The sequence below is a fragment of the Idiomarina piscisalsi genome (assembly GCF_002211765.1).
In the GTDB taxonomy this organism is placed as follows: Bacteria; Pseudomonadota; Gammaproteobacteria; order Enterobacterales; family Alteromonadaceae; genus Idiomarina; species Idiomarina piscisalsi_A.
In genome coordinates this window covers 2,108,713-2,122,473 of sequence record NZ_CP022133.1, presented here as the reverse complement: position 1 = coordinate 2,122,473, position 13,761 = coordinate 2,108,713, and the positions used below count along the sequence as shown (strand labels likewise).

Sequence of the window (13,761 nt, the reverse complement as noted above, 5' to 3'; positions counted from 1 at the left end):
GTCAGCCTTTTCCTTTCGTACGTGTTTTATGCGCTTTGGCGTTTTTTTCTAAGAACGTAATAATTTGTGCTGCAACGTCTTTTTCTGTTGCCTGCTCAATACCTTCAAGGCCCGGTGATGAGTTCACTTCCATAATCAGTGGTCCGTGGTTTGAACGTAAGATATCCACACCAGCCACATTTAACCCCATGGTTTTTGCTGCTTTAACGGCCGTTGCACGCTCGGCGGGGGTCAGTTTGACCAACGACGCGCTTCCACCACGATGAAGGTTTGAACGAAACTCTCCAGGTTTGGCCTGGCGCTTCATTGCGGCAATGACTTTATCACCAATCACAAAACAACGAATGTCAGCGCCACCGGCTTCCTTAATGTATTCCTGCACCATAATATTCGACTGCAAGCCCATGAATGCTTCAATAACGCTTTCGGCCGCCTGGCGAGTTTCAGCCAGCACCACGCCAATGCCTTGAGTACCTTCGAGTAACTTAATGACCAATGGCGCACCGCCAACCATTTCAATAAGGTCAGGAATATCCTGTGGTTGACTCGCAAAGCCTGTTGTTGGCAAACCAATGCCTTTGCGCGATAGCAGTTGTAATGAACGTAACTTGTCGCGGCTACGTGAAATAGCGACTGACTCATTTAATGGATACGTACCCATCATCTCAAACTGACGCAAAACGGCAGTGCCATAGAAAGTGACCGAAGCACCAATACGCGGAATAACGCAGTCGTAATGTGGCAGTTCTTTACCATGTTTGTGAATGGACGACTCACGAGCATTAATGTTCATGTAGCAGCTCAGTGGATTAAGTACGTCAACTTCGTGACCGCGAGCACGCGCCGCTTCAATCAATCGGCGAGTCGAATACAGCGAAGAGTTTCGCGATAAAATCGCTATTCTCATTTTACATCTCCAAGTAAGTGAGAGGCGTCAGGGTTCACCAGGAAATGCCCACGCATGGCCTGACGTCCCAATAACATTCTGAATTTCATCGTGTCTCTGTTAGTTAAGGTCAGTTCGACCTCCTGGTCAAATGAACCTAGCACGAGACGAGTTTTTATGACATAGCGGGTTTCAGTGTGCCCACCAGAATCAGTAACGTCTCGTTTATCGTGAACTTTCGCTTCACAGACGTGCTCTTCCAGCGAGTCCTGCTTAGGGTGAACAAAGATACGCAGCCACTCTTCGTCTTTTTTCATAAAAGGTTCGAGCTGAAAAGCGTGCAAACACGACGTTTTTGCGCCAGTATCGACTTTCATGTGAATGTTACTAATACCGAGTTCGGGGAGGTGTCCCCATTCTCTCCAACCAATTGTTATCATTGTGCTACCTTGTAATAAATGCTGAGTGCTTAATACAGTATTTTTCAAAAAAGGCAATTTTTTTAGTGATCATTTGAAAGAATTTTTTCGTTTGAAGGTGATGAAAAAGTAAGCAAGGAAATTTTATGTCTGCATGTCCAGGATGCGATTGCCGAACGCCACTAAACTTCGGTATTAAAATGGCTTTTCAACCCATCGTTGATGCCAGCCAGAAAAATGTATTTGCCTACGAAGCGCTCGTGCGCGGAGAAAATGGCGAGGGGGCCGGAGAAGTTTTAGGGCGAGTCACGGAAGAGACCAAATATACCTTTGATCAAAGCTGTCGGATGAAAGCTATAGAGACAGCGTCGAGAATTGAGCTGCCGACCAAGCTCAGCATTAACTTTATGCCAAATGCGATTTATGAGCCGGAAACGTGTTTGGCTAAAACCTTGTCCACTGCGCGCAAGACAGGGTTCGATAAAAACAACATCATTTTTGAAGTGACTGAGCAGGAAAAAGTCGTTAGTCAGGACTTTTTGGTGGATGTGTTTAAGGCTTACCGTAAAGAGGGTTTTTTAACGGCTATTGATGACTTTGGTGCCGGGTACTCCGGATTAAATTTATTGTCAGATTTTCAGCCCGATATCATTAAAATTGATATGAAGCTGATTCGCGACATTGATACCAATAAAGTGAATCAGGTGTTGGTGCGCGGTATTTTGGATATTGCCGAGCAGCTTGGTATTCGGGTTATCGCTGAAGGCATAGAAACCGAAAGAGAATTAAAGTATCTGCAGGACGCCGGTGTATCGCTGATGCAAGGCTACTTCTTTCAGAAACCTATGCTAGAAGCCATACAGCCGGTTGTGTTTCGTTAACGACATAGCCTGATGCTATTGCATCAGGTGCGATCTTAACGGCTCGCCTGTAAACGCTGAAGGTGAGCCTTAAATTCATAAATGTCACGGTCTAAAGCATTAGCACTTACATAGAGATCGTAACCCAACAGCTCGCGCATTTGCTCCATTCGCCGACCAAAAACACCAATCAGACCTTTGTATACATTGCCATTAGGTGATGTGTAGCTGTCCGGTATGTCGAAATAGGGCGTATAGTCTTCTCTGTCTGGCGCCTGGTGACGCAATGCCATCGTCAGAAGCTGGCGCTGCTCAAACAATAATGCTGACGCTAATCGTGGCGATATCTCGTCCAGAACCTCTTCTACGTTATGCAGCCTAAACCCTAAAAATGGCGCATCTTCCAGTTCGAGTACACGATTCACTCTGGGAACATCAAAGCGAATGATGTTTTCCCAACGAATGTGCCACTCTCCGCGGCGATGCAGGTACTGAATACCTTCTGGGGTAATCACCAATGAGATTGGGGGCTCTATGAGCTTACCAATCCCAAGCAGCATGAAGATACCAGAGGCTGCGCCGAGTACCACGGAAACACCAATGGGAATATCTTCCCGAATCAAATGCAAAAACACCAGTAGCGCGAGTATAAATAGCGCAATTCCGCAAAAACTGATCGCGTTACGTCTTGCTTGTGGGCTTACCGTAAATTGCATCGCGTTCCTTTATCGCTACAAAGAGGTTTCTGTAGCCTGACGTTATTTACGTCAGGTGAGGTTTTGAATTCATAGGCTAATCATGGTTCACCATCGTACCTGATGCAATAGCGTCGGGCTACAAAAGGTTGTATCAGGCAAAAACACGCTGGAGAATTTGGCGGGTAAAGTCCTTTTTCAGATAAAAACCACGGGGGCGGACTTTTATTATTGTGCCTTCGGGACCAATAGCGTCGGTCAGAACAGACCCATCGGCTGCTTTCGGTCGTATTTGCATAACGTCGCCCTGGCGCGCGGTAATACTCTCCACTTGGCCTAGGGCAATGCGATCCATGTGCTCTTCCCAGTCTGCACGAAGTAAGCGTTCTTCTTCCTTGTTCGGCGCCCAAAGAAATGCGCTGCCAACGACTCGATCAGGAACCGGTACGTCTCGACGGCCATCGATAGGCAGCCAGAGTACATGCTGAAGTTTGTTTCTCACGTTCGATGTAGGCCACTGCACGCCCTCAATACTCGTTAGCGGGGCGCTGCAAACAAAGGTAGTTTCCAATGGCTCTCCTTCGGGCGTTACCGGCAGTGTTTTTAGCTCAACGCCTAACTCGGGAAAGTCCTGAGTCGGCTTAGAGCCGGCGGTCGCACCAAGATGCAGCTCCAGCAGCTGGCCAACCCAACCTTTGTCGCGGCGTAGGTTTTTTGGAGCGGTTAACCCTACTTGCTCGGCGAGTTCTGAAAAGCGTTTTCCTGCCAGTGCAGCGGCGCGCTCGAACAATTCGTCAATGGAGGTGGGTCGAGAAGGCTTGTCTGTCATGTCGTAAATCTGCGCAAATCCAAAATGAGTATTTGCCCGAAACCGGGCTTTATGGAAGAATCCACTGTAACAGAGAATAATTGAGGATGCTCGCGTGATAGATGCTGAAGGATTCCGACCCAACGTAGGAATCGTCATCTGTAACGGGCATGGGCAGGTATTTTGGGCTCGTCGAATTAACCAGCAGAGCTGGCAGTTTCCACAAGGAGGCATTCACGACGGCGAGACGCCTGAGCAGGCAATGTACCGAGAACTTTATGAAGAAGTCGGTTTAAAACCTGAGCAGGTCGAAATTCTGTACACCAGCCGTCACTGGTTGCGTTATCGGTTGCCGAAACGACTGATTCGACGTGAACAACGGCCCATGTGTGTTGGACAAAAACAAAAGTGGTTTTTACTGCGCCTGAAATGTCGAGAGGAAGACGTCGATGTTTTGCATTCAGGTCATCCGGAGTTCGATGGCTGGCGTTGGGTAAGCTATTGGTACCCGGTGAGACAGGTCGTTTCTTTTAAGCGTGACGTCTACCGTCGGGTCATGAAAGAATTTGCCTCGCATGCTATGCCATTTCGTTCGTCTGGAGGGCGTCACCACCGACGTAGAAGATAATGATGTTAGTCACACTGCAAAGAATTGTTGAAGGCGTGAATAAGGCGCCTGACTTTAACATGGCACTCAATACCATGGTCGGTCAGGTACGCGAAGCGCTAGAAACAGACAGTTGCAGTGTGTTTATCGCTGATAACGATCAACGGCAGTTTGTGATGGCCGCCAGCGATGGCTTACGGACAGAGGACGGTTCGGCTATCCGCGTCGATTTTGGTGAAGGTATCATCAGTCTCGCTGCACAGCGGGAAGAGCCTTTGAATATTGCTGATGCCAGTCAGCACCCCGCCAATAAGAAATTGGTCGACACCAACGAAAACATCTATCGTGGCCTGTTGGCGGCACCGATTATCCACCGCAGAAAAGTATTGGGTATTGTCGTGGTTCACCAAAGTGTTGCGCGCCAGTTTACCCGCGAAGAAGAGGCGTTCATTGTTACTCTGGCGGCGCAGTTGGCGGTGGTTATTGCTCACGCTGATGCCAAAGGTCTCTTGGCCAGCGACCACTCGCCATGGATTCATAGCCTTCGAGGACTTCCGGGCTCTCCCGGTGTCGCGGTTGGTGATGCTTACGTATCTCGACCGGAAGCTAGGCTGGATGAGGTCACCCCTAAGCGCTCTGATAAACCGGTTCATGAAATTCGTAAGTTTCGTCAGGCCGTTGCGCGTACTCGAGCTGATTTAAAAGAGTTATCAAGGCGCATGGCGGGTCAGGTGCCCGATGACACACTCGCTATTTTCGACGTGTATCAAGGGATGCTCGATGCCGCGAGTTTAGGTGACGCTGTCGAGAATATGATCAAAGAAGGCTGGCGTGCGCAAACCGCATTAAAATACGTGGTGGAGCAGTTTGTTTCCCAGTTTGAAGCGCTGGAGGATTCGTATTTAAAAGAGCGCGCAACCGATGTTCGGGATATTGGCCAGCGTGTGCTTATGCACTTGCAAAATCGTCAGCGCAAACGTGAGCGACTACCTGACAGTTTTATCCTGGTGGCAGACGAAGTAACGGCATCTATGCTGGCTGAGCTTCCACAAGATCACATTGACGGTATCATTTCACTTAACGGCTCCAGTAACTCTCATGCGGCCATCATGGCTCGCAGCATGGGTATTCCGGCCGTGTTGGGTATTGATGATATCGATTTGCACTTTTTCTCCGGCCGTCAACTGGCCGTCGATGGCTACACCGGTGAAGTGTATATTGACCCACCGCCACAAGTTCTCAGCCAGTTTCATCAGTTGGCGGAAGAGGAGCAAGAGCTCAAAGATATTGTCTCTGAGCACAGCCACTTGCCGGCTGAAACTCAGGACGGCCAGCGGGTGAGCCTGCACTTGAATCTTGGTTTAGACGTCGCTCACGACTATCTACAAACGTTGAATATTGACGGGGTGGGGCTGTACCGTTCAGAGATTCCGTTCATGATGCGCGACCAGCTTCCGACAGAAGACGAACAAACGGAGATGTATCAGGAAGTACTTGAGCAATTTCCCGACCGACCTGTCGTGATGCGAACGTTAGATGTCGGCGGTGACAAGCCTCTACCTTATTTTCCTCTACAGGAAGACAACCCTTTTCTGGGCTGGCGCGGTATTCGCTTAACGCTCGACCATCCTGAAATTTTTCTGATACAAATTCGTGCCATGTTAAGGGCGAGTATCGGCAAGAGTAATTTGCGAATTTTACTGCCGATGATAACCAGCACCAGTGAAGTCGATGAAGCATCACGGCTGATTAAGCAGGCCTACTTCGAGGTCGCGGAAGAGCAAGGCTGTGAGGTTGGTGTGAATTTATTTCAGCCACAGCTGGGTGTGATGATTGAAGTGCCGGCGGCGATTTACCAGTTGCCGGCAATGGCCAGCAAAGTCGACTTTTTCTCAGTTGGCAGCAATGACTTAACACAATATTTATTGGCGGTTGACCGAAATAACCGCCGTGTGGCGAATTTATATGACGCTTATCATCCCGCGGTATTGGCAAGCTTAGATGAAATAGCCCGACGCTGCGAAGACTTGGGCAAACCCGTCAGTGTTTGTGGCGAATTAGCCGGTGATCCTGGCGGTGCTTTACTTTTGGTTGCGATGGGCTACCGGCAGCTCAGCATGAACAGCTACAACGTGGACAGAGTACGGTGGATTCTTCGCAACGTGCGCTCAAGTACGCTTAACGTGATGTTGGCAAAAGCGTTGCAAGCGCGTAATCCAGAGCAGATACGCGGTATGATAGCGGATAAAATGGAGAGCATGGGGCTTGGCGGCTTTGTGCGGGCAGGGAAGTAATCATGTTATTAAGCACCTGGCTTTTGTGTTTGGGCGGCGGAACGGTTGCAGGCTTGCTGGCCGGTATGCTCGGTATTGGTGGTGGCTTGGTTATTGTACCACTGCTTATTTACTTGTTGCCGATAATCGGCGTGCCACCTGAGTTAGTTGTACCCTCTGCCATTGCGACCAGTTTGGCGACCGTTTGCATGACAACGGCGAGTGCATCGCGCTCTCATGCGAAACACGGTTTAATGGAAAAGTTTTGGTTAATACGGGTACTGCCGGGGTTGTCGATAGGGGCGATGACCGGTGCATACCTCGTTACCGTCATTGATCCCGACTGGCTGAAACGTATTTTCTCCATCGTGTTAATTGCTTTGGCGGCTCGCATGGTTATGCCTCAAAAAACCGGCGAGCCTATGACGTCGGTATCCAAGCGGTTAGTGGCTCTGGGAAGCTATATTATTGGTACCATATCGGGGTTGGTTGGTATTGGTGGCGGTGCGCTGACTGTGCCGTTTCTAACAAAAATGCGACTGCCAGTGCGCCAGGCTATCGCAATATCGTCGCTCGGTAGCTTTATTATTGGCTGCAGTTCCGTCGTTATGTTTATCGCGAATGGCTGGCTGTCTGGTAAAGCCACCGGCGCTTTCGGGTTAATACACATACCCGCTTGGATAGGCATTTCAGTTGCGTCAGTTTTAATGGCGCCGCTAGGAGCCAAGCTGGCTCATAAATTACCGGTTAAGCAGTTGCAACGCGTGTTTGCGGCCTTTTTAATTATTGTCGCCGTGCAACTCATTTTTAAATAGAACAAGGGAGTGTCCGCAGTGCCTTCGAACGAATACTGGCAGTTTCCAGCGATAGACCCGGTGGCTTTTAGCATCGGTCCAATTGATGTGCATTGGTATGGAATCAGTTATCTTGTTGCGTTCGCCTTTGCTTATTTTTGGGGTGTCCGCCAGACCAAAACAAACGAAAACTGGAACAAAGAACAGTTCAGCGACTTATTGTTCTGGTGCTTTATTGGCGTCTTTGTCGGTGGTCGCGTTGGCTACACCTTGTTCTATCACTTCGACTACTTTTTAGCTGACCCGCTCTATATATTCTATGTCCATGAAGGCGGCATGTCGTTTCACGGGGGGTTACTCGGCGTGATTACGGCTATGTACCTTTATTCGAAAAAGAAAAAGCGCGATTTCCTGCAAGTGGGGGATTTTGTGGCACCGCTAGTGCCTATGGGCTTATTTTTCGGGCGTATCGGTAATTTTATTAATGGCGAGCTCTGGGGCCGTGCGGCAGAAGTGCCCTGGGCAATGTACTTCCCCAGCGGCGGACCGGTAGCGCGTCATCCGTCGCAGCTATACGAAGCGCTGTTGGAAGGTTTGCTGTTGTTTTTAGTTATCTTATGGTTCCAACGTAAACCTCGCGGCACCGGCGCAGTAAGTGGATTATTCCTGCTGGGCTACGGTATTGCTCGCTTTATTGTCGAATTCTTCCGCGAGCCAGACGCGCATTTAGGTTTATTGTCACTCGGAATGTCCATGGGGCAATGGCTGACCCTGCCAATGATTATTTTAGGTGTTCTTCTGATGGTTCGTGCACAGAAACAATCACCTAAGGGTTGATGGATGTAGTCTGATGCGAGATGTAGCCTGACGTTTACGTCAGGTGAGGTAGAGCAGTTACCAGCAAAAATTTACTATTTCCACATGCTTGCCGTAGGTAATATCGCATCTGATGCAATAGCATCAGGCTACAGCATCAGGTACGATAGAAAACATTACGCACAACAAAATTCACATAAAAAATGAAACAATATTTAGAGCTGTGCCAACGCATTGTCGACGAAGGTTTTTGGGTTAAAAACGAACGTACAGGCATTAATTGCCTAACGGTTATAAACGCCGACTTAGAGTACGATGTAGCCAACAACCAATTCCCGCTCATTACCACTCGCAAAAGTTATTATAAGTCAGCCATTGCTGAGCTTTTAGGGTATTTACGCGGCTACGACAATGCGGCCCAGTTTCGTGATATTGGCTGCAAAACTTGGGATGCCAATGCCAATGAAAACCAGGCTTGGCTGAACAACCCGAACCGCAAAGGCGAAGATGACATGGGCCGGGTTTATGGAGTACAGGGTCGCTCTTGGCAAAAGCCTGACGGAAGCCATTTAGATCAGCTGAAAAAAGTAGTTAATAACCTGTCAAAAGGCATTGATGACCGCGGCGAAATAGTGACCTTCTATAACCCCGGCGAATTTGAATTGGGGTGTTTGCGGCCTTGTATGCATACTCACACCTTTTCGTTGTTAGGTGACACACTTTATCTAACCTCGTATCAGCGTAGTTGCGATGTACCCTTGGGGCTTAATTTCAATCAAATTCAGTGCTTCGTTCTGTTAGCTCTGGTCGCACAAATTACCGGACACAAACCGGGTAAGGCCTACCATAAGATAGTGAACGCTCACATTTACGAAAACCAGTTAGAGTTAATGCGTGATGTTCAACTAAAACGTGAGCCTTTCCCTTCACCTCAGTTGCACATTAACCCTGAGATAAAGTCGTTAGAAGACATTGAAACCTGGGTCAGTAAAGACGATTTCACCGTCAGCGGTTATCAGTGCCATGAACCCATTAAATACCCATTTGCTGTGTAGCCTGACATTCATGTCTGGCGAAATGCCATTCCTGACGTAATAACGTCAGGCTACGGTTGGCGTAGCCTGATGCCATTGCATCAGGTGAGATATCGTCGTAAGTGATATGCCGTGCGGCACCAATGGCATCAGGCTACTGCCTAAGCTAGAATAGGGGTATTCGATAACGGGCGGGAATCTCAATCTATGACGCTAAAAGTCACGCTGTGCGATGACTCGAAAATGGCGCGGAAACAGCTGTTACGCACGCTGCCAGACGACTGGGATGCTGAGGTACACCAGGCGGAACACGGTGAGCAAGCGCTTACTTGTGTGCGTGAAGGGCGTGCTGAAATCCTGTTTCTGGATTTGAACATGCCGGTAAAAGACGGCTACGAAACGCTGCAGGCCATTAAAGAAGAGCACCTGGAAACCTTGGTCATTGTGGTGTCGGGCGACATACAGCCCGAGGCGCAAAAGCGTGTGCAGGCGTTGGGTGCCATGGCTTTTGTGAAAAAGCCAATGAAAGCCGAAGACGTACAAACTCTGCTGCAGCAGTTCGGTCTTTACCAACCTGCCGGCGGGCAATTGAAAGTTGCCGACCAGCAAACTCAGGCACCTGCTAACCCGCTGGATGTTTATCGTGAGGTTTCAAACGTAGCTATGGGGCAAGCGGGTGATCATTTAGCCCGGGTACTGGACACGTTCATTGAACTACCCGTGCCTAATGTTAACTTCATTGCGCCTTCTGAACTGCACATGGCTATCGAGTCTATCGACGCTAAGCAGCAAGTCGCGGCCGTCAGTCAGGGGTTTTCCGGCAGCGGTATTTTAGGTGAGGCTCTAACGCTTTTTAATGAAGCGGCTATTGACGACATTGGTCAGTTGTTAGGCGCAAAGCTCGGTGAAAGTGGCTCGGTAAAGCAGCAGCGTATTGAATCATTAATGGACGTGGCGTCTATTTTATCGTCTGCCTGTTTAAACGGGTTAGGTCAGCAGTTGCATGTCGAATTTGCGGCGTCGCAGCCGGTGTTATTGGGCGAAAACCAGTCCATGCAGGAGTTACTAAAACACGGTGAAAAACGCTGGCAGAAAATTCTCGCTATAGAAATAGGCTATCAACTGCCTGAGCATAAGCTGGCATTTGACCTTTTATTGTTGTTCCCGGCTGATGCTGTAAAAATTCTCGACCAGCAACTGGCACATTGGCTTCAGGGGGACGAAGAATGATAGACGATATGGACGAATTGCACAGCAAGCTGAGTATTCTGGGCGCCATTGACGTCGGTATTGTGGTGGTCGATAACGACAACAATATCCAGATGTGGAACGAGTTTATGCAGAACCACAGTGGTCTGCGGCCCAGCGAAGTGCGCGACAAAAATTTATTTCGCTGCTGCCCGGGTATCGACCAGGCCTGGTTCCAGCGTAAAATTGATCGAGTGCGGCAGCTAAACTCTCGAGTGTTTATTACCTGGCAGCAGCGACCTTATGTGTTTCGTTTTCGCCACAGCCGCCCGATAAGCGGGCAGAGCGAGTGGATGTACCAAAACGTCACCCTAATTCCGCTTAAGAATCCGCGTGGTGAAGTGCATCAGGTGGGCATTATTATTTACGATGTGAGTGAACAACCCAGTCATGAGTGAAGTATCGGATCAGCGCTTTGGTGGTGTTGCCCGTGTTTACGGACAGCAAGCGCTAAGCCATTTTCAGCAGTTACACATTGTGGTCGCCGGGCTTGGCGGCGTTGGATCGTGGGCAGTAGAGGCACTGGCGCGAACCGGCATTGGCAAGCTCACGCTCATTGACTTAGACGACGTGTGCACCACCAACATTAACCGTCAGTTACCGGCCACCGATGACACCATTGGGCAGCTCAAAACTGAGGTGCTGGCACAGCGGGTGAAAAGCATTAACCCCAATTGCGAAGTAAAGGTTATTGATGATTTCTTGCTGCCGGAAAACTTCGAAGAGTATCTAACCGGGGTGGATGCGGTGCTCGATGCCATCGACAGCGTGAACACCAAGGCCGCGCTGGTCGCCTGGTGCAAACGGCGTAAGCTACGCCTGGTAGTGTGCGGTGGAGCTGGTGGGCAAATAGACCCGGGCATGATCCGTGTGGGTGACTTAGCCAAAGCCAAGCAGGATCCGTTACTGGCTAAAGTACGCTCACAACTGCGTCGCGACTATGGCTTTTCAAAGAACCCCAAGCGCAAGTGGGGTGTCGACTGCGTGTACTCCGAGGAACAGCTGCGCTATCCGGTAATTTCCGGTGAGCTGGAAGGCGAAGTCACCCTTCAAAAACCAGGCTCTGGCTCCATGCGTATGGACTGCAGCTCCGGCTTCGGCGCCGCTATGGTGGTCACCTGCAGCTTCGCCATGCAAGCTACCGCAACGCTATTGAAGAGGTTGAGCCCTTAATTTCAATGTCTTAGCAACTTGGTACAGGCCGTTGCTGCGCGAGGGGCTTAAGGCGTTATCTAATCCTTCTTCGCGGTAAAAGGCGTCAATGTCAAAGGCTGCTATTTCCGCGACCGAACAACCGTCCAGCCGTTGTTGCAACATCGCGAGTAGACCGCGCACAATGCGTGACTCAGAATCGAAGCGAATAACGACCGCTTCCGAATCGGACGTATCCAGCCACAGCCATACCTTTGCCTCGCAGCCGCCCACCAAATGATCGTCATCACGACATTCGGACGGATATTCTGCTAGACTTCTAGCCTGTTGCACTAGTTGACGAAAAAGCTGTTCCCAGCTGGCCATGTAAACTCTCCCTTACGGCAATAGAGTTTTATTCTCCCACAACTTGTGAGATCGACGCCAGTTTAGGATAATGGCAGCATAATAAACACCAACATTAAGAACATTCCAGCAAAAGGAAGTACAACATGAAGATACTCGTCGCGGTTAAGCGCGTCATTGACTACAACGTCAAAGTTCGTGTGAAACCAGATCAGTCCGATGTCGATTTGGCGAACGTCAAAATGGCACTCAACCCATTTTGCGAAATAGCAGTAGAAGAAGCGGTGCGTTTAAAAGAAGCCGGTACTGCTGATGAAGTTGTGGTTGTGTCAATTGGACCTAAAGCCGTTCAGGAACAACTTCGCACTGCCTTAGCACTTGGCGCTGACCGTGCTATTCAGGTTGAAACCGATGACATGCCGGACTCTTTATCTGCTGCGAAAATTCTCAAAGGCGTCGTAGAGAAAGAAGGACCGGACATGGTCATTCTGGGTAAACAGTCTATTGACTCAGACAACAACCAAACCGGTCAAATGCTGGGTGCCTTAACCGGCATGCCGCAGGGCACCTTCGCGTCAAAAGTCGAAATGGGTGACGGTTTTGTTAATGTGACTCGCGAAATTGATGGCGGTCTGCAAACCGTTAAATTGAACTTGCCGGCAATTGTTACCACCGACTTGCGTCTGAACGAACCGCGTTACGCGTCACTGCCAAACATTATGAAGGCCAAGCGTAAGCCGTTAGAAACAACAACACCAGACGAGCTGGACGTTGAAGTAAAACGCACTATTAAGCTGCTGAAAGTCGAGCCGCCCGCAGAGCGCAGTGCGGGTGTGAAAGTTGCCGATGTTGACGAGCTGGTAGACAAACTGAAGAACGAGGCCAAAGTATTATGAGCATCTTAGTAGTAGCAGAACACGACAATAACGCCGTTGATCCTTCAACGCTGAAAACGTTAGCCGCTGCCCAGAAAATCGGTGGTGATATTCATGTACTGGTTGCTGGTAAAGGCTGCTCAACTGTTGCTGAAAACGTGTCGAAAGCGGACGGCGTCAAGAAAGCGATTTTGGCCGATAACGAAGCTTACGAGCACCAGCTAGCTGAAAACATCAGTGAGTTGGTCGCAGAGTTAGGCAAAGACTACAGCCACATCCTGGCACCAGCGACCACGACCGGTAAAAACTTCATGCCGCGTGTTGCTGCTTTGCTGGACGTAGCGCAAGTATCTGACATTATCGCGGTAGAAAGCGACGACACGTTCAAGCGTCCTATCTATGCAGGTAACGCTATTGCTACCGTGCAATCAGAAGACAACATCAAAGTCATTACTGTCCGTGCAACCGCATTTGATGCGGTAGCAGCAGAAGGTGGTAGTGGCGATGTCGAGAGCATCGATTCAGTGTTTAACAACGACAAATCTGAGTTTGTTGGTGAGCAACTGGCGGACTCTGAGCGCCCAGACCTGACGGCAGCGGAAATCGTCATTTCCGGTGGTCGTGGTATGCAAAACGGTGAAAACTTCCACATGCTGGAAGACATTGCCGACAAACTAGGGGCGGCGGTTGGAGCATCACGTGCGGCTGTTGATGCTGGTTTCGTCCCTAACGACATGCAGGTGGGTCAGACCGGTAAAATTGTTGCGCCACAGCTTTACGTGGCTGTCGGTATCAGTGGTGCTATCCAGCACTTAGCCGGTATGAAAGACTCCAAAGTCATCGTTGCTATCAACAAAGACGAAGAAGCACCTATCTTCCAGGTGGCGGATTACGGTTTGGTAGCCGACTTATTTGATGTTCTTCCTGAACTCAAAGAAAAGTTATAAAA

General features: G+C 49.4%; 16 protein-coding genes. 11 read left to right on the top strand and 5 right to left on the bottom strand.

The features are described from left to right. Position 1: 1 nt before the first annotated feature. Together rimK and CEW91_RS10110 are read right to left on the bottom strand one after the other, a co-directional pair. Positions 2-907: a 30S ribosomal protein S6--L-glutamate ligase gene (rimK, locus tag CEW91_RS10115; RefSeq protein WP_088768839.1), complete on the bottom strand. Its 906-nt coding sequence runs from the start codon at positions 905-907 to the stop codon at positions 2-4. After that, positions 904-1,326 carry an ATP-dependent zinc protease family protein gene (locus CEW91_RS10110; protein ID WP_088768838.1) on the bottom strand — a complete coding sequence of 141 codons (423 nt, stop codon included), beginning with the start codon at positions 1,324-1,326 and terminating at the stop codon, positions 904-906. The genes rimK and CEW91_RS10110 overlap by 4 nt, the downstream gene beginning before the upstream one ends. Positions 1,327-1,451: 125 nt before the next feature. On the opposite strand from CEW91_RS10110, the gene CEW91_RS10105 reads away from it, so the two are divergent. Then, positions 1,452-2,186 carry an EAL domain-containing protein gene (locus CEW91_RS10105; RefSeq protein ID WP_088768837.1) on the top strand — a complete coding sequence of 245 codons (735 nt, stop codon included), beginning with the start codon at positions 1,452-1,454 and terminating at the stop codon, positions 2,184-2,186. A gap of 35 nt (positions 2,187-2,221) precedes the next feature. Here CEW91_RS10105 and CEW91_RS10100 read toward each other — a convergent pair whose 3' ends face one another. Continuing rightward, positions 2,222-2,881: a DUF2982 domain-containing protein gene (locus tag CEW91_RS10100; RefSeq protein WP_088768836.1), complete on the bottom strand. Its 660-nt coding sequence runs from the start codon at positions 2,879-2,881 to the stop codon at positions 2,222-2,224. Between the two features lie 133 nt (positions 2,882-3,014). Then, the gene (mutH, locus tag CEW91_RS10095; RefSeq protein WP_088768835.1) at positions 3,015-3,689 is read right to left on the bottom strand and encodes a DNA mismatch repair endonuclease MutH; all 675 of its coding nucleotides are present in this window, start codon (positions 3,687-3,689) and stop codon (positions 3,015-3,017) included. Between the two features lie 94 nt (positions 3,690-3,783). Here mutH and rppH point away from each other — a divergent pair, with 94 nt between their 5' ends. From rppH to tcdA, 8 genes are all read left to right on the top strand, one after another. Further along, complete coding sequence (gene rppH / locus CEW91_RS10090) at positions 3,784-4,296, top strand: RNA pyrophosphohydrolase (protein ID WP_088768834.1); 513 nt, start codon at positions 3,784-3,786, stop codon at positions 4,294-4,296. 2 nt (positions 4,297-4,298) lie between these two features. After that, positions 4,299-6,569, top strand: a complete 2,271-nt coding sequence (ptsP, locus tag CEW91_RS10085; RefSeq protein ID WP_198400906.1) for a phosphoenolpyruvate--protein phosphotransferase — start codon at positions 4,299-4,301, stop codon at positions 6,567-6,569. 2 nt (positions 6,570-6,571) lie between these two features. Then, positions 6,572-7,363, top strand: coding sequence for a sulfite exporter TauE/SafE family protein (locus CEW91_RS10080; RefSeq protein ID WP_088768832.1), 792 nt, complete (start codon positions 6,572-6,574; stop codon positions 7,361-7,363). 18 nt (positions 7,364-7,381) lie between these two features. Then, complete coding sequence (gene lgt, locus CEW91_RS10075; protein ID WP_088768831.1) at positions 7,382-8,179, top strand: prolipoprotein diacylglyceryl transferase; 798 nt, start codon at positions 7,382-7,384, stop codon at positions 8,177-8,179. Between the two features lie 182 nt (positions 8,180-8,361). Further along, positions 8,362-9,213, top strand: a complete 852-nt coding sequence (locus CEW91_RS10070) for a thymidylate synthase (RefSeq protein ID WP_088768830.1) — start codon at positions 8,362-8,364, stop codon at positions 9,211-9,213. A gap of 186 nt (positions 9,214-9,399) precedes the next feature. Further along, a complete protein-coding gene (locus CEW91_RS10065) occupies positions 9,400-10,422 on the top strand; it encodes a response regulator (RefSeq protein ID WP_088768829.1) in 1,023 nt (340 codons plus the stop codon). Continuing rightward, positions 10,419-10,838 carry a PAS domain-containing protein gene (locus CEW91_RS10060; RefSeq protein ID WP_088768828.1) on the top strand — a complete coding sequence of 140 codons (420 nt, stop codon included), beginning with the start codon at positions 10,419-10,421 and terminating at the stop codon, positions 10,836-10,838. The genes CEW91_RS10065 and CEW91_RS10060 overlap by 4 nt, the downstream gene beginning before the upstream one ends. Next, a complete protein-coding gene (tcdA, locus tag CEW91_RS10055) occupies positions 10,831-11,613 on the top strand; it encodes a tRNA cyclic N6-threonylcarbamoyladenosine(37) synthase TcdA (protein ID WP_088768827.1) in 783 nt (260 codons plus the stop codon). The genes CEW91_RS10060 and tcdA overlap by 8 nt, the downstream gene beginning before the upstream one ends. Here tcdA and CEW91_RS10050 read toward each other — a convergent pair. After that, the gene (locus CEW91_RS10050) at positions 11,590-11,958 is read right to left on the bottom strand and encodes a SufE family protein (RefSeq protein WP_088768826.1); all 369 of its coding nucleotides are present in this window, start codon (positions 11,956-11,958) and stop codon (positions 11,590-11,592) included. The genes tcdA and CEW91_RS10050 overlap by 24 nt on opposite strands. A 125-nt stretch (positions 11,959-12,083) precedes the next feature. Here CEW91_RS10050 and CEW91_RS10045 point away from each other — a divergent pair, with 125 nt between their 5' ends. Continuing rightward, positions 12,084-12,833, top strand: coding sequence for an electron transfer flavoprotein subunit beta/FixA family protein (locus tag CEW91_RS10045; RefSeq protein ID WP_088768825.1), 750 nt, complete (start codon positions 12,084-12,086; stop codon positions 12,831-12,833). Next, entirely contained in the window at positions 12,830-13,759 is a 930-nt protein-coding gene (locus tag CEW91_RS10040) for an electron transfer flavoprotein subunit alpha/FixB family protein (protein WP_088768824.1), read from the top strand. Before CEW91_RS10045 ends, CEW91_RS10040 begins: the two co-directional genes overlap by 4 nt. Positions 13,760-13,761 lie beyond the last annotated feature (2 nt).

Excerpts from the sequence above, each read along its gene's own strand:
- CEW91_RS10070 (WP_088768830.1), top strand. The coding sequence starts at position 8,362 with ATGAAACAATATTTAGAGCTGTGCCAACGCATTGTCGACGAAGGTTTT.
- CEW91_RS10105 (WP_088768837.1), top strand. The coding sequence starts at position 1,452 with ATGTCTGCATGTCCAGGATGCGATTGCCGAACGCCACTAAACTTCGGT.
- CEW91_RS10045 (WP_088768825.1), top strand. The coding sequence starts at position 12,084 with ATGAAGATACTCGTCGCGGTTAAGCGCGTCATTGACTACAACGTCAAA.
- tcdA (WP_088768827.1), top strand. The coding sequence starts at position 10,831 with ATGAGTGAAGTATCGGATCAGCGCTTTGGTGGTGTTGCCCGTGTTTAC.
- CEW91_RS10100 (WP_088768836.1), bottom strand. The coding sequence starts at position 2,881 with ATGCAATTTACGGTAAGCCCACAAGCAAGACGTAACGCGATCAGTTTT.
- rimK (WP_088768839.1), bottom strand. The coding sequence starts at position 907 with ATGAGAATAGCGATTTTATCGCGAAACTCTTCGCTGTATTCGACTCGC.
- ptsP (WP_198400906.1), top strand. The coding sequence starts at position 4,299 with ATGTTAGTCACACTGCAAAGAATTGTTGAAGGCGTGAATAAGGCGCCT.
- CEW91_RS10040 (WP_088768824.1), top strand. The coding sequence starts at position 12,830 with ATGAGCATCTTAGTAGTAGCAGAACACGACAATAACGCCGTTGATCCT.
- mutH (WP_088768835.1), bottom strand. The coding sequence starts at position 3,689 with ATGACAGACAAGCCTTCTCGACCCACCTCCATTGACGAATTGTTCGAG.
- CEW91_RS10110 (WP_088768838.1), bottom strand. The coding sequence starts at position 1,326 with ATGATAACAATTGGTTGGAGAGAATGGGGACACCTCCCCGAACTCGGT.
- CEW91_RS10050 (WP_088768826.1), bottom strand. The coding sequence starts at position 11,958 with ATGGCCAGCTGGGAACAGCTTTTTCGTCAACTAGTGCAACAGGCTAGA.
- CEW91_RS10065 (WP_088768829.1), top strand. The coding sequence starts at position 9,400 with ATGACGCTAAAAGTCACGCTGTGCGATGACTCGAAAATGGCGCGGAAA.
- CEW91_RS10060 (WP_088768828.1), top strand. The coding sequence starts at position 10,419 with ATGATAGACGATATGGACGAATTGCACAGCAAGCTGAGTATTCTGGGC.
- CEW91_RS10080 (WP_088768832.1), top strand. The coding sequence starts at position 6,572 with ATGTTATTAAGCACCTGGCTTTTGTGTTTGGGCGGCGGAACGGTTGCA.